The sequence below is a fragment of the Shewanella rhizosphaerae genome, from assembly GCF_019457655.1.
Classification (GTDB): Bacteria; Pseudomonadota; Gammaproteobacteria; order Enterobacterales; family Shewanellaceae; genus Shewanella; species Shewanella loihica.
Window position 1 is genome coordinate 2,921,456 of record NZ_CP080420.1, and the last position, 17,473, is coordinate 2,938,928.

A 17,473-nucleotide genomic window follows, 5' to 3' on the forward strand; every position below is an offset into this window, starting at 1 on the left:
TCCAGAAAACTCAGACTTTACACCAAACGTTAACAACTCATCACTATCTCAACAACCAGAAAACAACTAAATTAACGACATTTGCTTGGCCACAAGATTATTGAAACTAGTGTTTAAAATTGAAAGTATGGGATCAGAAATGGGGGCGATCTGTTTATCCAGATAATACTGATAATCGATCTTTCCGAGTAGATGCTGTACAGGTTCTGCGCCGTTTTGTGTCATCAGATAGCTTATTTTTTCGCCCCGCTTGCCATGACTGTCATCCCCACTTCGCTGACACCAGAGAGTCGCCGCCTTCACGTGGGGTGATGACTTGGCGGTATAGTCTTCGATGTTGCGCCTGAGGCGTTTAGAAAAAATCAGCTTGTCGTCCAGCTCTCCCTGCTGCAGCGCATCCACAATTTGTTTTAAATAGCCGAGCACATCCTGCTTGGCAAACAGTCGATAATAGAGCTCGGCCTGCACCTCCCGCGCCAAGGGGCTCCAGTCACTCCTCACCTGCTCCATCCCCTTGAACACCAGCTTGAGGCTTTGGTCCTCCTGACGATAGGCGCCCACATAACGCTTCTTGGAGCCTTCGGTAGAGCCACGCAGTGTCGGCATGAAGAACTGCTCGAAATGTCGCTCATATTCAAGCTCGAGGTAACAATCTAACTGAAACTCCTGCTTGAGCTTGAGTCGCCATTTCTCGTTGATCGATGCGACTAACTCCCTGGCAAAGGAATCGATATCACCGACGCGCTCGGGCGAGGAGATATGCACGAAGGTAGAGTCCGTATCACCATAGATAACGGTCAAGCCTAGCGCCTCAATCCATTGCTTGGTCTGCTTCATGATCTCATGACCCCTAAGGGTAATTGAGCTTGCCAGGCGAGCATCGTGGAATACGCAGCCGCGAGACCCCAGCACGCCGTAGAGAGAGTTCATGATGATCTTTATCGCCTGCGACAGGGGGGCATTGGCTTCGCGCTTGGCTTCTTCGCGCTTGGCTGACAGGCTGGCGATAAGCTCAGGCAGAATGGGCGAGTTACGGCTAAACTGGGCGCCCAAAAAGCCAGGCACGGTATCATTGCCTTCTCTTAGTCCCCTTGCCCCAGCATTCGCCACTTCTTTTAATCCTTCCACCAGCCCCTTGGGATCGATTAAGAAGGTTCTGATAATCGAGGGATAAAGGCTCTTAAAATCGAGCACCAATATATGTTGATAGAGACCGGGTTTCGAATCCATCACATAACCGCCGGGACTCTCTATGCCATCGCTGACCGGCGCACTGGGGGCCACATAGCCGGCGCGGTGCAGATGGGGCAGATAAAGATTATTAAACGCCGCCACCGAGGCGCCGACCCGGCCAAGCTCCAAGCCGGTTAGACGCGAGCGCTCCATCACAAAGGCCAGCAGATCGGTTTTGGCAAAGATCTCCCACACCAGGCGACAGTCGGTAATATTATAATGAGCCAGCGCCGCCTTATCCTCACGAAACAGAGTCGCTATCTCCTCGGCGCGGTGACTGACGTTATGAATCGCCTTCCCCTCGCCGAGTAACTCTCTGGCGACAGACTCAAGACTAAAACTGTCAAACTGATAGAAGGCCGCCTTGAGCCAGTCGATGCCATCGAGCACCACACGCCCAGGCAAGATTAAGGTCTCGGGGCGATATTTGTTGTCGACACGCCAAGAAAGCTGAGTGCCTAGCCTGCCAAGCGTAAGGGGGATATTGAGCGCCTTGGCCCTGCGATACAAGAGCGCCAGATCGAAGGTCACAACCGCCCAGCCTATGATGATGTCGGGATCATGCAGCTTAAACCAGTCGAGCAAAGCCTTAATCAGCGCAGCCTCATTGGGCACAAGCTCGAGATACTCAGGCGGCGAGTCACACGCCTCCCCCACCATGATCACCTGTTGATAGGGCTCGCCGCTGGCCGATTGGCCGTACAGCCCGACACTAAAAAGCTCTCCATCCATGGCACATTCGAAATCCAGCGAGACCACAGCCAGCTTAACTTCTCGATTAACATCTAGCTCACTGCGTCTGGCGCGCTCGGCGATGAGCGTGGGCGTGTCTTGTGCTTGGTTTTGCCAGCGACCGATAAACTCTACGTCCAAGGCGATGTAACGCTCGATAAGATAACGCTGTTCGGCCCTGAGCTCAGACTCATAAAGGGAGATCCCCTTATCGGTGGCGATACGGCTTAGATGACGAAAGCTTTGATTATTGGCGAAATAGAGTGCGCTGACCGGCTCATCTTGGAAGGTGGTCAAGTTAAGCGCTTCGCTACGCACCCCACTCTCCTGGTTGCCGCAGAGAAGGCTCAATTCATCCTGAGTGCGACAAAAACAGATGCGCTCGCCATTGGGCACAATGACCCGAGTCGGCCCTTCGGCCGTACTAAGATAATAATGTAATTCGCTGCCTTGGTGGTGACGGGTTAAGATCCGCCCTTTTACGCTCACCAGCGGGATGTTTAAATCATGCAAGCCTGGCTATTATCCAATTAATTTCAATACATTAGGTAACACGACTACAAATAAGTCGTGAATTCCTTGCTTCAACTCTTCTTAGGCTATGTAATCACTGTTATTATGTACAGCATTATTTGCCAGCACTAAGCCTTCATGTTATCTGCCGACGTTAAAACCCAGATCCGAACGATTTACAAAGAGATTGCCGCCGCCCTGCCTAACTTTAGATCGCGTCGGGAACAAAATTATATCGTCGCCGAGATCTCCAAGACACTCGCCGGTGAATATGACAAGCATAGACGCATCATAGTGGTCGAGGCAGGCACAGGCATAGGCAAGTCACTGGCTTATATCTTAGGTTCGATTCCATTGGCGTTAGCGAGTAAGAAGAAGGTCTGTATCGCCACCGCCACGGTTGCCCTGCAGGAGCAGCTGCTCAACAAGGACTTACCCTTCTTCTCCAAGCAATCAGGGCTTAATTTCACCTTCGGCCTAGTAAAGGGACGTCAGCGCTATGTCTGTCTCTCTAAGCTTGAGATGCTGATCGGCGGCGATGACGGCACTCAGATGGCCATGTGGCAGACAAAGCCCGACCATAGCCAGGTAGAGCTCTTACAAGGCCTGCTGAAACACTTTCACGAAGGACGCTGGAACGGCGAGCGAGACACACTGTCTCAGCAGCTGCCCGATCACCTGTGGCAGCAGATCGCCTGCGATAAACACAGCTGCCACAGACAGCTCGCCAGCCACAGACACTGCCCCTTTCATAAGGCCCGTGAAGACGTGGACACCTGGGATGTGCTAATTGCCAACCATAGCCTGTTGTTTGCCGATCTCGAACTGGGCGGCGGGGTGATTCTGCCAGATCCGGAAGAGCTCTATTATGTGATTGACGAGGCCCATCACCTGCCGATAGTGGCCAGAGACTTCTCCAGCGCCCAGGCAACCCTCAGGGGCGCCATCGACTGGCTTGAAAAGGTCGGTAAGACCAGCGCCAAGCTGCAGAACCAGCTCAAGAGCAACAACATCATAGCCCCAGCCCAGGCCATGCTAGATCACATCAACGATCTCACCAGCCTACTCACCAGCGTCGCCCAATATTGCGACGGCCAGGCGGCCAAATTTGATAACCCGGAGCGGCGCATCCGCTTCGAACACGGCAAGCTGCCGGCGGCCTTGACCATGCTGGCGGAAAACCTGGCCACGGCATCGAGCAGCGCGCTCAAGCAATTCAACAAGATGCTGGTGCTGCTCAACGAGGCGATTAAGGATGGCGAGCTACCTAAGCATCAATCTGAGCAGCTACTGAGTGAAACGGGCTTCATGTTACAGCGCCTGGAGAATCTGCAGAAGCTGTGGAAGATGATGGCCAAGGAAGACAGCGCCAAAGGCGCGCCCATGGCCCGCTGGGTCGAGCATCTGGTGGGCAAACAGAGCGACTATCTGTTTAACGTCTCGCCGATCGAGGTGGGATATATGCTCGAAACCCTGCTGTGGGAGAAGGCCGCCGGCGTGGTACTCTGTAGCGCGACACTGAGGGCACTGAATAACTTCAACCACTTTACCCATCAGGTAGGACTCTCCATCAACGATGGCAGTCGCTATCTGGCCATGGACAGTCCGTTTGATTTCCAGCAGAACGCCACCCTGTATCTGCCCAAGATGCGCACCGAACCCACGGACGATCGCTATACCGACGAGCTGGCGGAACAGATCCTCACCCTAATCGACGGTGAGATGGCGACCCTAGTGCTGTTTGCCTCCTACTGGCAGATGGAGAAGGTGGCCGATCTGGTCAGAAGCAAGATTAAGTCGCCGCTGCTTATACAAGGGGAAGCCTCCCGTCAGCAGCTGCTGCAAGATCATAAGCAGCGCTGCGATAACGGCGAGGTCAGCATCATCTTCGGTACCGGCAGTTTTTCTGAGGGTCTCGACCTTCCCGGCGACTACCTGACGAACCTGATCATCACAAAACTACCCTTTGCCGTGCCCACCTCGCCGGTGGAACAGGCACACGCGGAATACATTAAGGCAAAGGGAGGAAATCCCTTCTTGCAGCTGACGATCCCAGATGCTTCGCGTAAACTGATCCAAAGTTGTGGTAGATTACTGCGTAAAGAAGAGGATTATGGCAGAATCACCATATTGGATCGCCGTTTAGTGACCAAACGCTACGGCAAATCCCTACTGGATGCCCTGCCTCCCTTTCGTCAAGTCATTGAATAGAAAGCAATCTAATAGAAAGCAACCGAATAGGATAACCATTGGATCTATTACTCGACCCAGGTAGCTGGGCGATTCTGGCTGCGACCGGCTTTATCGCAGGTTTTATTGATGCCGTCGCCGGTGGCGGTGGCCTGCTGTCGATCCCGGCCCTGCTCACCATAGGCATTCCACCCCATACGGCGCTGGGCACTAACAAGTTGGCGGCCAGCTTCGGCTCCTCCATGGCGGCCTTCACCTACTATCGCAAGCAGTTTTTCACCCCCAGATTTTGGTATCACGCCTCCATTGCTACCTTTATCGGCGCTGTCATAGGCACCTTTGTGGTCTACCTCATCGACAATCAATGGCTCGAGAAGTGGCTACCGCTATTTATCATCGCCGTGGCACTTTATACGCTACTAAAACCCAATGCCATGGGCTGCCCCACCTATGAGCCGCCGGTAAAGCCGCCCTCGAAGTTCAAGCAGTGGCGCCAAGGGCTACCGCTTGGCTTCTACGACGGATTTGCCGGCCCAGCGACCGGCGCCTTCTGGACCATCAGCAGCGTGTCTCAATATAAGCTGCCAGTGCTCAATAGCTGCGGCCTTGCCAGAGCCATGACGCTGATCAGCAACCTCACCTCACTGAGTGTGTTTCTTGCATTAGGCCAGGTGAACTTGATGGTTGGACTGTCGATGGGGCTGTGTATGATGCTTGGCTCATTCATCGGCGCCCGCACCGCCATCAAGTTTGGCGTGCCTTTTATTCGCCCCCTGTTTATTAGCATAGTGATACTCATCGCCATTAATCTGGCCTGGGGAGCCTGGGCATGAAGACAAATGAACTTATCCACCGCCTGCGAGTCCAACTGAAACAGTTAGAGCAAGAGGTGCTGCAACACGACAGCCAATTGCCTAAGGGCGAGCGTAAGCTGCTGCAAGATACAGAGCGATTTAACGACAATCTGTTTAATCAGGCGGGTGCTCAGCTTGGCCCCTGCATAGATCAGCTCAGTAAGAAGATTGCTCAGCTCGAAAAGCTGCTCCAGGGCAATATTTCGGCGACCACCATCACCCTGGCCTGCGAAGGTATTCAGGACAGGTTTACCGCCCTGAGACGCGCGTTGAATACCACGGCGCTTGGGGTAAAGTCGGCCGAGCAGCAGAAGGCATCACGCATCGCCCATGCGCGCAAGCGGCGGCAGAAGAGTCATGCCCAGAGCGGATTTAGTTGGATCGCGGCCGGCGTGATGAATAACAGCCACCAGCTCTATGAAGAATTGAACAAACATATGAACTGGGTTCACACCTTTGAACAAAAAATTGCGCATTTGCAATCTAAGCTTGAAAACTGTCATAGTGCTGACAAAATTGCACTGCAAAATGAAATACTTTTGGTCCATCGCCGCTTAGGCAAGTGCCGACAAGCTATCAGCTATATAGAAGATCGTATTCAGGCGTTCGAACGCCCATACAAGCATCAGAATCGTTAAGGAGCAACAATGAAATCAATCAAGCCAATCACCGCTTTAATCGCTCTGCTTGGTGCCTCATCGGCAATGGCTGCCAACCTCTCCATCCCCATGGCATTCGAATACCTTGCCCTAGACGGCAAGAAGGTAGAAGGCAGCCTGTTTAATCACAAATCTGATCTTGAGCTAAGCCAAGGCACGCACAAAATCGCTATCCGTTACCACGACATGGTGCAAGACGACTTCAGCGACAGCGAAAGCTTTGTAAAATCATCTCCCTTCATCGTAACCCTTGCAGTTGACGGCGACTATGACTACCGCCTGCAGCCTGCCGAAGGCGAGATCATCAAGAAGCCCAAGTCATTCGCCAAATCACCAGCGGTAGTGATCAGCCGTATCGATGGTGGCGCGGTCAACTACAAGGTGACTCACACCGAGCTCACTGAAGACAGCTTCGTCAGCAAGCTGTTTAACGGCAACTCGGGTCAGGATATCGAAACCGCTGCCGCGGCCGCGACAGGTACAGCCGTCGCCGCCCATGCAACTGCGCCAGTACAACCAACTGGTACTGTCGAAGCCGTCACCCTACCCGCTACGCTACCGGCCAATCCAACGGCTAGCGATGCCGATCATGCTCAGCAGATGTTGCAATACTGGTGGCTACATGCCGACGACAAGACACGTAAAGAGTTTATGAGCTGGGCTATCAAACAGCTGTAACTTTTAGATGGTTCCACTCGTCTATCACGCCAGCTATTCACAGCTGGCGTTACCCCACCACCACAGATTTCCCATAACTAAATACCAGGCGCTCTACCAATACCTGCTGGATAGACAGATAGTCGACCCGGCTGCATTTCACTCACCCGAGGCAGTTGGCCTTGAGTGGCTGAAATCGATCCATTATCCCGACTATGTCATGCAGTTTATCGAGCAGCGTCTGCCCGATAAGGCGGTGCGTCGACTGGGATTTCCCTTGAGCGAACGTTTAACTCAGCGGACACTCTACTCCGTCGGCGGCACCCATCTTGCCTGTGAGCTGGCGGTCAAAGACGGCGTTGCCCTGCAACTGAGCGGCGGTTATCACCACGCCCACTATCAGTTTGGCAGCGGCTACTGCGTATTTAACGACCTGATCTCCGCCGCCCTGCACGCCCAGAGTCTGGAGGGCATAGAGACTGTACTCATCTTCGACTGCGACGTACATCAGGGCGACGGTACTGCCGCCATGGGCCAGGCCTATGACAACCTCTACACCTGCTCCATTCACTGCCAGGAAAACTTCCCCGCCCGCAAACAGACCTCAGATATCGATATGGAGTTGAGCCGCGGTGTCGGTGATGAGGAATATCTCGAGGCTGTCGCTCAAACCTTGGCGCTCGCTATTCGCCTCTATCGACCAGACCTGATTATCTATGACGCCGGGGTCGATGTGCATCAGGACGACAGGCTAGGCCACCTCAATATCACCACCGAGGGGATCTACCAAAGGGACAGGCTGGTGCTGGAAAACGCCAAGGCAGCCGGCATTCCCATCGCCTGCGTCGTCGGCGGGGGTTACAGCAAGGAGATAGAGGTGCTCGCCGAGCGCCACGCGCAAGTTTTTATTGCCGCTCACGCCATATGGTAGCAAACTAGATTATGCTTAGTTAAACCATAATGGAGCCTGAGGGAGAGACCTATGCAACTGGAAATTCGCAATTATTACGAAGTACTGTTGATGGAGTTACTGTCTGATGAAGGATTATTTGACGAGCTACCCGAAGACTATCTTGCCGATCTCTGCTGCGTGACCCTGAACCAACTGCCGGTGCGCTATATACGTCATCTGGTGGATACCTACTTCTTCGAAGACTACAACGAACTCAAACAGATGAAGGAAGAGATCCAGACCGCACTGGAAAAATCGCGCGCCTTCTTAAAGTCAAAACTACCGGAAGAGCAGATTCAGGCAGAGTAGCCCAGGGGAAAGCCAGACAATCCTAGTGGGTTGCCGTCATAAGCAAAACCAACCGCCGGAAACTTTCTCTGGTGGTGAGCTACTTTCTGCTATCACACTTCCCCAGAAGAAATAGCCAGAATAAATGGGCAGAATACCTTGCTAAACCATTGGTAGCTAAGCCCAAAGTAGCTGTGCCTAGAGCACGACACTCACGCAAACCAAATGACTGATGTATGGACGAGATTGAAACAGATAAGGAGAATTTTTAGATAGACTATTTATCATCGAGTGTACCACCAAGTGTATCACCTGAGGTATTTCTGAGTTAACTCGTTGATAATAGTTAGGATTGGAGGTTCCCCTAGAGCCAACACCCCGGCACATGAGTCGCCTGCTGCGGTTGCTCCCTTCCGGGCCTGGCCGAGTTCACAAGTTATCATTGCGGGGGGACCCTAGGGTCACCATAGATTCTCAAGCAATTAAATTCTTAAGACGGCGTGCATTATCTACTATGGCAGCCCGGCAATCAAGTCAATAACCAAGAGTAATCGCCAGAATAGGCCCAACTGCCCATTCTATAAACAAAAGCCCGCGAGTGCGGGCCAAATTCCATCGACATCTAGGATGACTACAGGGCCAGTATCGCCTTGTTCTGTTCGATCACCTTAGGGCCGATACCCTTTACCTGGGTTAATTCTTCAATGCTGTTGAATTTACCGTAAGCATCTCGGTACTCGACTATGGCCGACGCCTTAGCTTCACCAATCCCCTTGAGCTGAGTCAGCTCCTGGGCGCTTGCGGTATTGATATTAACCTGGCTTAGGCTCGCCTGGGCCGTGTCGGCAGGTATCGAAACCTGTTCGGCAGCCAGAGCGGGAAAGAGGGAAAATGACGCTACGACGAACGCAGCTAAAAGTAGGTTCTTCATTGGGGCTCTCCTTAAATATCCTTATGCTGTTCATGGCCAACAATCCATTTTCCTCGGCCACCTCGAAAACATAGAACAGCTTCAAAAATTTCGCCAATTCGTGACCAACGAACACGGAGCCACAACCGCGGCGAGAGATGGATCACAAAATAAATTATATTAATTTATTTCAGTCTGTTATTAATTAGCGCCCCGTTACCCAGCCGCCGTAAAAAAAATTGATCGTCAGACATCACCACTGCGTGACTTGCGCTGCAAACCACACCAATAGAGCGATCTAAATCACACACGAAAAGGTGTGAAATGTAGTTTTGCCACAGAAAAAATTTAGTTGCGCCCCGCAACCGCTAGGCTAGTGTAGAGCGCCAAAATAATAATTAAGGAACCCCTATGTCCCTCGACACCACACAAGAGGCGCTCGCCGCGCCGCCAAAGCAGGCAGCCCAAACCAACTTGCCGATTCTGTTTGGCGATATAGTGCTGTTCGCCTTGCTCTATAACTTCCTGCCTTTCGAGCCAGGGGTGAATACCGGCATCGCTATTCTCGTCTTCGCCGCCGTACTCTGGCTGACCGAAGCGATTCACATCAGTGTCACCGCAATACTGATCCCTATCATGGGCGTCTTGCTGGGGGTTTTTGAAACCAAGGCAGCCATGAGCAATTTCGCCAACCCCATAATCTATCTCTTCTTCGGTGGCTTCGTGCTGGCCGCGGCCCTTAACCATCAGGGCATTGATAGACGCATCGCCCAAAAGGTATTGACCGCCTCAAAGGGCAAACTCAGCATCGCCTGCATGCTGCTGTTTGGGATCACGGCGCTACTCTCCATGTGGATCAGCAACACGGCCACGGCGGCCATGATGCTGCCTCTGGCCCTTGGGATCCTCAGGCAACTGGATTTCAAGGAGCACAGAAGCACCTATCTCTTCATGCTGCTGGGCATCGCCTATTCGGCTAATATTGGCGGCATAGGCACCCTGGTGGGCAGCCCGCCGAACGCCATCGCCGCCGCCCAGGTCGGCCTGAGTTTTGCCGACTGGCTAGAGTTTGGTCTGCTTACCGTGGCCCTTATGCTGCCTAGCATGTTGATTGCGCTCTATATCTACCTAAAGCCCAATCTAAATGTGGTGTGTGAGATCCCCAAGAGCAATGAACAACTCGCCCTGCAGGGCAAGCTCACCTTGCTTATCTTCCTTACCACTGTGTGCTGCTGGATCTTCAGCAAGCCTATCTCCACCGCACTGGGGGGAATTAAACAGTTCGATACCATAGTGGCACTGGGTTCAGTCGTCATGCTAGCCGGGCTTGGCCTGGTCGACTGGAAGAAGATTGAGAAAACCACAGACTGGGGCGTGTTGATCCTCTTCGGTGGCGGCCTCACGCTCAGCGCCATCCTCAAAACCACGGGCACTAGCGTCTTCCTTGCCCACTGGGTCACCGACATCTTCGGCAACACCCATATGGCCCTGTTTACCTTTGCGGTGATCTTCTTCGTGGTGATGCTTACCGAATTTGCCAGTAACACCGCCAGCGCCGCCCTCCTGGTGCCTGTGTTTGCCGCCATCGCCGAGGCGCTAGGCTTGTCACCTGTGATGCTCTCTGTGCTTATAGGTATCGCCGCGTCCTGCGCCTTCATGTTGCCAGTGGCCACACCGCCAAACGCCATCGTTTACGGCTCTGGCTTTATCAAGCAATCTGAGATGATGCGCGCCGGGATGATCATCAACTTCATCAGTATGTTGGCGCTCTATGTGATCGCCCATCTGTTCTGGACCATCTAAAACACAAAAGCCTGCAACTGCAGGCTTTTTTATTCGTCCGATTTAACGGCTTACATAACAATCAAGACGTTATTTTCCAAATTAGTCGTCAAATTAGCTGTCGATCTAAGCCTCGAAGGCTTGGGCCAGATCGGCAATAATATCCTCACTATCTTCAAGGCCCAGAGAGATCCTCAGTAGGGTATCGCCTATGCCGGCATCCATTCTCGCCTCTGGCGAATAGGGCGAATGTGTCATCGAGGCGGGATGCTGGATCAAAGACTCAGCGTCCCCCAGGCTGACCGCGATTTTAAACAGCTTGAGCCTATTAGCGAACGCCTTGGTAGTGTCGAAACTGCCTTTAAGTTCGAAGGCCACCACGCCGCCGGCACGGCGCATCTGCTTGCCCAGCAAAGCATGCCCAGAATGCCCCTTGAGGCCAGGATAATAGACTCTGGCCACCTTAGGATGTTGCTCGAGATAGTCGGCGACCCGCTCGGCGTTATCGCAGTGGCGCGCCAGTCTCACATCTAAGGTCTTGAGTCCTCTTAATATCAACCAGGCATCGTGGGGCGAGATCACCCCGCCGATATCCTTAAGCACTTCGAGTTTCACCTTAGTGATCATCTCCTCAGTCCCGCAGACGATGCCCGCGATCACGTCACCATGACCGTTGAGATACTTGGTCGCGCTGTGGATCACCATATCGATCCCCATGCTCAACGGGCGCTGCAACAGCGGCGTCATGAAGGTATTATCGACTATGCTCACCAGCTGATGCTTCTTGGCCAGCGCCGCGATAGCCTCAAGATCATAGACATCCAGATGTGGGTTAACAGGCGTCTCGCAAAACAACGCCTTAGTGTTGGGGCGAATGGCCTGAGCTATGTTGGCCACCTCGCAGAAATCCACCAGGGTCACCTCTATGCCGAAGCGCTTAAACTGCTCCGTCATCAGGGCAAAGGTACAGCCATAGACAGCCTTGGAAGCGACAAGGTGATCGCCTTGACTTAGATTGGTCAGCAGGGCCGCAGACACCGCCGCCATGCCGGATGCGGTCGCCGCAGCAGCTTCGCTGCCTTCCAGCACCGCCATCTTACGTTCTAGCTCTGCCGTGGTGGGATTGCCAAGGCGAGTGTAGATATAGCCTTGTTGTTCGCCGGCAAAGCAATCACCGCCCTGCTCGACTGTCTCAAAGGTAAAAGTGGCGCTTTGCACCAAGGGGGATACCAAGGCGCCATGCTGATTGGCCTCATGCCCAGCATGGATCACCTGAGTGGCAAGTTTCCATTTATCTTGCATAGACTTTCTCCGTCATACTCGCTGCCTATTATTGTTGGCTTATATTTATTGGTTTAGCGTGGCAGCGATGCATTAACTTGCCCAGTTTCGGGATGCGGAGTAAACCTGCTTAGCGAAATTATCTCCTATTTGGATGTAAAATCTTTGTTACGAACAGGCGTTTTACCTAAGACGCTAATAGAGAAGTCTTTCAACTCGCCCAGCAGGGCCGTGTGTATCTTACTCAGCTTAGGTCGGGAGTCAGGGGTAAACACCACGGGGCGACACAGCCGCATGGTCTGATAGCCCAGGCGCGCCGTGAGCAGGCCGCCACCCAGCCCCTGTGCCAGCCTCGCGGAGATCTTGCCTGACATCTCCAGCGAAAACAGCTGAGTCCCGATATCGGTGACAATCTCGCTGGTGCCGGCATAGATGATGTTAGTGATCACCGACCGGATAAGCTTGATGCGGCTCCAGTAACCCAGCTCAATGCCGTAGCAGCGCGCCAGCTCAGCTATCATCTTCTGATTGCGCCAGAGGATGATCGCCATATCGAGCACGGCGATAGGACTGGCCGCCAGCAAGAGTGCCGATTCGCTGGCATAGCGATGCACCAGTTTCTTCGCTTTGGCATCGACCTGCGGCAGCACGCTGCTCTCGAACAGCATCAGGCGTTCGGCGTCGTTATGCTCCTCGTGCACCAGGCGATAATAGCGATTGGTGTCAATATCTTCTGGCAGATTCGAGATGAGTCTGTCGATAAACTTGTCCGCCTCGCCCCTCTGCACGCTCTGAGATAAGCGCTCACTCACCGCCTGGGCCTCTTCTACCGCCCTTAGCCTGCGCAGTTGGCGCCACTCCTTCACGCCTAGGGTGATAGCCCACAGACTCACGATGGCGGTCACGCTACCATAGAGACCAAACAGCCAAGGGCTCTGCGCCCACGCATCCTTTAGGGTCAGCCCGAGCTCCACCAGCAAGATACAGCCAATCCCGAGTAAGGACGCCTTGGCAAGCCATGACCATGAGCGCCGACGCGCGCCAGATGGCGACCGACTAACGATGCCGTCAAGCTCAGGCACCAGTGCCTGGAGCGCCGCTTCGTCGAGTTCACCTCTCTCGGCATCCTCAAACACCACCTGGTCATCGAAGCGCTCTGCCGCTTTGAGCTCGGTGACGCTTAACGCCTGCTCTGGCTCGAACACTTGCTTCTTTTCTATCTGCATATCGGCTTTACTCATAACGCTTTTCGGTGCCCTCTTTGAAATGCATGCTTTCTAACTGCTAGCTCTCTACACCCAAGTGCCCGATTTAACTCAGCTTGTCGCCGAGCAAAAATTGCAACAGGTGATCCAGGCGAATATGCTCAAACTGCGCCTGATGGCCAGACTCGGCCAGTCGCGGCGGGGCGAAATCGACAAACTCGAACCCTTGCCTTCGCCAGAAATCGCCACCGGGTAAGTGAGTGGGGACTTCGCCCGGGAACATGGTCACCTCTTGGTTTGAGGCGAGCTCTATCCCCTTCACCACCTCGACCGATTTCCCCTGGCTCTGCACCATGCCGTGCTGAGTCGCCTTGATGGCACTGATCGCCATCACCTCGACTTCACAGCCTTCAAACTGGGCATGTTGCTGGCTGCGTTTCACCAGGTGAGACAAGAGCGACAGCACATTGCCCTGCTGATCCCGAGTGATGTGATCCACCTTGCTGGCGGCAAACAGCAGCTTGTCTATCCGCGGGGCAAATAAGCGTCTCAACAGATTCGATTGCCCGAAATGGAAACTCTCCATGATGGCATCGAGCGCTCCCGTCATATCATCAAACTGCGCCTTACCGCGATTGAGCGGCGTCAGACAGTCGACCAACACCAGCTGGCGGTCGAACTTGGCAAAATAGTCACGATAGAAGGGCTTTACCACCTGGCTAACATAGCTGTGATAACGCTGCTTCAATACCTGATAGTAGGAGTGCTTTGGACTCTGTTCTGCGGCGTCCAGCTCGGTCTCACTGAGATGCAGCAACGGAAAAAACGCCAGGATGGGGGTATCTGCAAGCTCACCCGGCAGCAACATGCGCCCGGGCTGCGCATGGTAGAAGCCTTGCTGTTCCACTAAATCTACCAACAAGGCCTGATAGAGGCTGGCGATCTGCTTTAACTTTAACTCGTCGGCACTTTGCTTGAGGTCCAGCTCCCGACAAGCCGCTACGAACGCCTGATAATGGGCGCTCTGAGACAACACGGCATCACGGCGCGCCTGCACCTGGCACCAGGCCTTGAAACTCAGCTTGAGCATAGGCAGATCCAGCAGCCACTCGCCGGGGTAATCCACTATGTCCAAATAAAGCGTCGCGCTGTCGGTAAATTTCGCCCTAAAGCCTGCCGAAGGCTGATAGCGAATGGCCAGGCGCAGCTCGCTGATGGTACGGGTCGATTGTGGCCAGGCAGGCGTCTCGCCGCACAAGGCGCTCATGGCGCCCTCATAATCGAAACTCGCTATAGTCAGATCCGGCTGTAGGGCGCGTTTCACCCCGTGTAAGCGCCCCTCACGGGAGACCTGCAGCAGCGACAACGCATTGTGGCGCTGACCGACACCGGCATGCAGCAGTTGATTGACCAATCCGGTAATGAAGGCGGTCTTACCTGCGCCCGATAAGCCTGTCACCGCCAGACGAACATGATTGTCCGTGGTGCGTTTAACCAGTGACTTGGAGTGATGGCCGAGTTGACGAAGTGAGCGGTTAAATGAATTCATCATTTGATTTTAATACGGCTAAGGGCGGTATACACCGCCCATTGAAAGGATTTAAAGATTGTTGATCTGTTGTTTAAGATCGAAGCTATCTGAGGTGACGTGCCTTTCAAGATGCTGCAACCTGAGTTCTAAATCGCGGAACTGGTTGTTGACGTCTCTTAAGGCAGCCTTAGCCGGCTCTCCTGCCTGCCATACCTTCTTCTTCACCTCGATCTCCTTGTGTTGTTGCTTGTTCTTTGCGCTGCCGGGTTTGATATCCAAGATCATCCAGAGTAGTACGTAGATGATAAGAATAACCCCAGATCCCCCAAGCAAAAATATCGATGCGGCGACCACTCTGACCAACCAGGTTTCAAAGTTGAAGTAGTCCGCTATCCCTGCGCATACTCCAGCTATCTTGCCTGACTCGGGGATTCGATATAAGGGTCGTCCCTTAGATTCGCTCATCTCGATTCCTCCACTGCGGGGCCTCGCTATCTAAAATCGCTTCCAATGTCTCTATGCGTTGGGCCATTTTATCAGCTTTGCCGATTAGCTCATTCAGCTGAGCATACTCTTCTTCAGTGAGTCCCTGGCTCACTTGGCGTTTGCTACGATAGTGCAGTATCAGCCAGATGGGCGCCACCACTACCATAAAGATAATAATTGGGGCTATTAATAAATCCAAATCCATAACTCACCTCAGAATTGTTGTTATTTAGTCTGTTTCTTGGCTTTCGCTGCTTTTACCTTAGCCTTCAGGGCTTCTAGCTCTGCACTAACGGCATCTTCAGCTTCCAGCGCGGCGAATTCATCGTTCAGTGTCTTCTGGTTACCCAGATCATAGGCTTCCACCTGAGATTCAAGACCTTCGACACGACGCTCATACTGCTCGAATCGGCTCATGGCATTGTCAATCTTGCTAGAATCCAACTGACGCTTCACCTCAAGGCGAGAAGACGCAGTCTGCTTACGCATAATGATAGTCTTCTGACGTGCCTTGGCGTCGGCCAATTTCTCTTGCAGCAGGTTCACTTCCTCTTTCAGGCGTGCGATCTGTTCTTCGACAACCACTAGCTCCTGCTCTAGGGTGCTTGCCAGCTCACTGGCCTTTTGCTTTTCAAGCAGAGCGGCCTTGGCCAGATCTTCACGGTCTTTCGACAGTGCCAGTTCCGCCTTGTCCTGCCAATCCTGAACCTGCTCCTGCACCTTAGCGATACGGCGAATGATCTCTTTCTTCTCTGCCAGTACCTTGGCTGAGGTAGAACGAACTTCTACTAACGTATCTTCCATCTCTTGGATGATCAGGCGAACCATTTTTTCTGGATCTTCTGCTTTATCGAGTAATGCGCTGATATTCGAGTTAATAATATCTGCAAAGCGAGAGAAAATTCCCATAATACTGTCCTCAAATTTATGTTGGTTTCGCCTAGATTAATACATTAAGTGTGCCAACTTAACTATACCGATTAAAAACAATCGGTTAAACATATTTATAACTTTTTCTTTATTTTAATTCACAGGGCACATATTATAATTTTCACCAATAATTAGCGTGAAAGACTAAAAAATAAAGTGGCCAATCAATTTCAACAAGACAACCTCATAGGTCAGTCGAACGCTCTACTGGAAGTCCTTGAGCACGTTTCAAAAATTGCACCCTTATCTAAGCCAGTCTTAATTATTGGCGAGCGCGGAACCGGTAAAGAGTTGATCGCCGAGCGCCTACATTATCTCTCCAAGCGCTGGGATCAAAGCTTTATTAAGCTAAATTGTTCATCCCTCAGTGAAAATCTATTAGAGAGCGAGCTCTTTGGCCACGATGCCGGTGCCTTCACCGGCGCCAACAAGAAGCATGAAGGACGGTTCGAGCGTGCCGATGGTGGCACTCTGTTTTTAGACGAGCTCGCCAACACCTCTGGGTTGATCCAAGAGAAGCTGCTGCGCGTCATCGAATATGGCGAGTTTGAACGTGTGGGGGGCAGCAAGACGGTACAGACAGATGTGCGCCTGGTGTGCGCCGCCAACGAAGATCTGCCCTCACTGGCCGAAGCCGGCGAATTTAGGGCCGACCTGCTCGACCGCCTCGCATTTGATGTGATCACCCTGCCACCGCTGCGTCATCGCCCGGAAGATATTATGCCCCTGGCCGAATATTTCGCCATCGGCATGGCTCGCCAGCTGAAACAGCCACAATTTGACGGCTTTAGTCGCAATGCCATCGACCAATTACTGGATTATCACTGGCCAGGCAATATCCGTGAGTTGAAGAACGTGGTCGAGCGCGCCGTCTACCGTAATACGGATCTGGAAGAACCGATCGACAGCATTATCATAGATCCCTTTGCTTCCCCTTATAGGCCGACCAACCGCGTCAAGACCAAGTCCCGCCAGGTGCAGAGTGAGCCGATCGCTGAACAGGAGAGCCCTGCGACGCCCGCTACCGAATCAAGGAGCGAGGCTAAGGGCTTAGATATCAGCTTCCCGCTGGACTTTAAAGAGCACTGCGAGCAGCAGGAGATCATGCTGCTTAAGAAGGCGCTGGAATCGGGGCAATACAACCAGAAGAAGACGGCGGAGCTGCTCGGGCTTAGCTACCATCAGCTGAGAGGCATCTTAAAAAAGTACAACTTACTGGATAAATAAGCGCGCCAGGGGCAGATGATGTTTGCCCCTAACTCCAGACCAC

General features: G+C 52.9%; 16 protein-coding genes and 1 other RNA gene. 8 read left to right on the plus strand and 9 right to left on the minus strand.

Annotation, left to right across the window (positions count from 1 at the left end):
* Positions 1 to 66: 66 nt before the first annotated feature.
* On the minus strand, positions 67 to 2,454 hold the full coding sequence (locus tag K0I63_RS12855; protein WP_220083443.1) for a DNA polymerase II: 2,388 nt from the start codon (positions 2,452 to 2,454) through the stop codon (positions 67 to 69).
* A gap of 162 nt (positions 2,455 to 2,616) precedes the next feature.
* Between K0I63_RS12855 and dinG the strand changes: the two genes are divergently transcribed.
* The 6 genes from dinG to K0I63_RS12885 are packed head-to-tail and all read left to right on the plus strand — an operon-like array spanning position 2,617 to position 8,099.
* Positions 2,617 to 4,689, plus strand: a complete 2,073-nt coding sequence (gene dinG, locus K0I63_RS12860; protein WP_220081296.1) for an ATP-dependent DNA helicase DinG — start codon at positions 2,617 to 2,619, stop codon at positions 4,687 to 4,689.
* A gap of 38 nt (positions 4,690 to 4,727) precedes the next feature.
* On the plus strand, positions 4,728 to 5,501 hold the full coding sequence (locus K0I63_RS12865) for a sulfite exporter TauE/SafE family protein (protein ID WP_220071811.1): 774 nt from the start codon (positions 4,728 to 4,730) through the stop codon (positions 5,499 to 5,501).
* A complete protein-coding gene (locus tag K0I63_RS12870; protein WP_220081297.1) occupies positions 5,498 to 6,160 on the plus strand; it encodes a primosomal replication protein in 663 nt (220 codons plus the stop codon). The genes K0I63_RS12865 and K0I63_RS12870 overlap by 4 nt, the downstream gene beginning before the upstream one ends.
* A 9-nt stretch (positions 6,161 to 6,169) precedes the next feature.
* The gene (locus tag K0I63_RS12875; RefSeq protein WP_220071813.1) at positions 6,170 to 6,859 is read left to right on the plus strand and encodes a DUF2057 domain-containing protein; all 690 of its coding nucleotides are present in this window, start codon (positions 6,170 to 6,172) and stop codon (positions 6,857 to 6,859) included.
* 7 nt (positions 6,860 to 6,866) lie between these two features.
* A complete protein-coding gene (locus K0I63_RS12880; protein WP_220081298.1) occupies positions 6,867 to 7,769 on the plus strand; it encodes a histone deacetylase family protein in 903 nt (300 codons plus the stop codon).
* Positions 7,770 to 7,820: 51 nt separating this feature from the next.
* A complete protein-coding gene (locus K0I63_RS12885) occupies positions 7,821 to 8,099 on the plus strand; it encodes a late competence development ComFB family protein (RefSeq protein ID WP_144200513.1) in 279 nt (92 codons plus the stop codon).
* Positions 8,100 to 8,439: 340 nt separating this feature from the next.
* Here K0I63_RS12885 and ffs read toward each other — a convergent pair.
* Together ffs and K0I63_RS12895 are read right to left on the minus strand one after the other, a co-directional pair.
* Positions 8,440 to 8,537, minus strand: an RNA gene (ffs, locus tag K0I63_RS12890) — signal recognition particle sRNA small type.
* Positions 8,538 to 8,709: 172 nt separating this feature from the next.
* Complete coding sequence (locus K0I63_RS12895; protein WP_220081299.1) at positions 8,710 to 9,009, minus strand: ComEA family DNA-binding protein; 300 nt, start codon at positions 9,007 to 9,009, stop codon at positions 8,710 to 8,712.
* A gap of 390 nt (positions 9,010 to 9,399) precedes the next feature.
* On the opposite strand from K0I63_RS12895, the gene K0I63_RS12900 reads away from it, so the two are divergent.
* Positions 9,400 to 10,791, plus strand: a complete 1,392-nt coding sequence (locus K0I63_RS12900) for a DASS family sodium-coupled anion symporter (protein ID WP_220081300.1) — start codon at positions 9,400 to 9,402, stop codon at positions 10,789 to 10,791.
* A 105-nt stretch (positions 10,792 to 10,896) separates the two neighbouring features.
* Here K0I63_RS12900 and megL read toward each other — a convergent pair whose 3' ends face one another.
* The 6 genes from megL to pspA all read right to left on the minus strand — a co-directional run bounded on the left by megL (position 10,897) and on the right by pspA (position 16,182).
* Positions 10,897 to 12,072 (minus strand): methionine gamma-lyase, encoded by a 1,176-nt coding sequence (megL, locus tag K0I63_RS12905; RefSeq protein WP_220081301.1) that lies wholly within the window; start codon positions 12,070 to 12,072, stop codon positions 10,897 to 10,899.
* 125 nt (positions 12,073 to 12,197) lie between these two features.
* Positions 12,198 to 13,292: a TIGR01620 family protein gene (locus K0I63_RS12910; RefSeq protein ID WP_220081302.1), complete on the minus strand. Its 1,095-nt coding sequence runs from the start codon at positions 13,290 to 13,292 to the stop codon at positions 12,198 to 12,200.
* Between the two features lie 70 nt (positions 13,293 to 13,362).
* Positions 13,363 to 14,805: a YcjX family GTP-binding protein gene (locus K0I63_RS12915; protein WP_220083444.1), complete on the minus strand. Its 1,443-nt coding sequence runs from the start codon at positions 14,803 to 14,805 to the stop codon at positions 13,363 to 13,365.
* A gap of 51 nt (positions 14,806 to 14,856) precedes the next feature.
* A complete protein-coding gene (gene pspC / locus K0I63_RS12920) occupies positions 14,857 to 15,252 on the minus strand; it encodes an envelope stress response membrane protein PspC (RefSeq protein ID WP_144200503.1) in 396 nt (131 codons plus the stop codon).
* Positions 15,239 to 15,478 carry an envelope stress response membrane protein PspB gene (gene pspB / locus K0I63_RS12925; RefSeq protein WP_011866292.1) on the minus strand — a complete coding sequence of 80 codons (240 nt, stop codon included), beginning with the start codon at positions 15,476 to 15,478 and terminating at the stop codon, positions 15,239 to 15,241. The genes pspC and pspB overlap by 14 nt, the downstream gene beginning before the upstream one ends.
* A 20-nt stretch (positions 15,479 to 15,498) precedes the next feature.
* On the minus strand, positions 15,499 to 16,182 hold the full coding sequence (pspA, locus tag K0I63_RS12930) for a phage shock protein PspA (RefSeq protein ID WP_011866293.1): 684 nt from the start codon (positions 16,180 to 16,182) through the stop codon (positions 15,499 to 15,501).
* Positions 16,183 to 16,359: 177 nt separating this feature from the next.
* Here pspA and pspF point away from each other — a divergent pair, with 177 nt between their 5' ends.
* Complete coding sequence (gene pspF, locus K0I63_RS12935) at positions 16,360 to 17,430, plus strand: phage shock protein operon transcriptional activator (protein ID WP_220081303.1); 1,071 nt, start codon at positions 16,360 to 16,362, stop codon at positions 17,428 to 17,430.
* Positions 17,431 to 17,473: the final 43 nt, after the last annotated feature.

What these genes read in the sequence shown, in the direction of transcription:
- K0I63_RS12885 (WP_144200513.1), top strand. Translation starts at nt 7,821, where the DNA reads ATGCAACTGGAAATTCGCAATTATTACGAAGTACTGTTGATGGAGTTA.
- K0I63_RS12895 (WP_220081299.1), bottom strand. Translation starts at nt 9,009, where the DNA reads ATGAAGAACCTACTTTTAGCTGCGTTCGTCGTAGCGTCATTTTCCCTC.
- K0I63_RS12870 (WP_220081297.1), top strand. Translation starts at nt 5,498, where the DNA reads ATGAAGACAAATGAACTTATCCACCGCCTGCGAGTCCAACTGAAACAG.
- dinG (WP_220081296.1), top strand. Translation starts at nt 2,617, where the DNA reads ATGTTATCTGCCGACGTTAAAACCCAGATCCGAACGATTTACAAAGAG.
- K0I63_RS12915 (WP_220083444.1), bottom strand. Translation starts at nt 14,805, where the DNA reads ATGAATTCATTTAACCGCTCACTTCGTCAACTCGGCCATCACTCCAAG.
- K0I63_RS12875 (WP_220071813.1), top strand. Translation starts at nt 6,170, where the DNA reads ATGAAATCAATCAAGCCAATCACCGCTTTAATCGCTCTGCTTGGTGCC.
- megL (WP_220081301.1), bottom strand. Translation starts at nt 12,072, where the DNA reads ATGCAAGATAAATGGAAACTTGCCACTCAGGTGATCCATGCTGGGCAT.
- K0I63_RS12880 (WP_220081298.1), top strand. Translation starts at nt 6,867, where the DNA reads ATGGTTCCACTCGTCTATCACGCCAGCTATTCACAGCTGGCGTTACCC.
- K0I63_RS12910 (WP_220081302.1), bottom strand. Translation starts at nt 13,292, where the DNA reads ATGAGTAAAGCCGATATGCAGATAGAAAAGAAGCAAGTGTTCGAGCCA.
- pspC (WP_144200503.1), bottom strand. Translation starts at nt 15,252, where the DNA reads ATGAGCGAATCTAAGGGACGACCCTTATATCGAATCCCCGAGTCAGGC.
- K0I63_RS12900 (WP_220081300.1), top strand. Translation starts at nt 9,400, where the DNA reads ATGTCCCTCGACACCACACAAGAGGCGCTCGCCGCGCCGCCAAAGCAG.
- pspB (WP_011866292.1), bottom strand. Translation starts at nt 15,478, where the DNA reads ATGGATTTGGATTTATTAATAGCCCCAATTATTATCTTTATGGTAGTG.
- pspA (WP_011866293.1), bottom strand. Translation starts at nt 16,182, where the DNA reads ATGGGAATTTTCTCTCGCTTTGCAGATATTATTAACTCGAATATCAGC.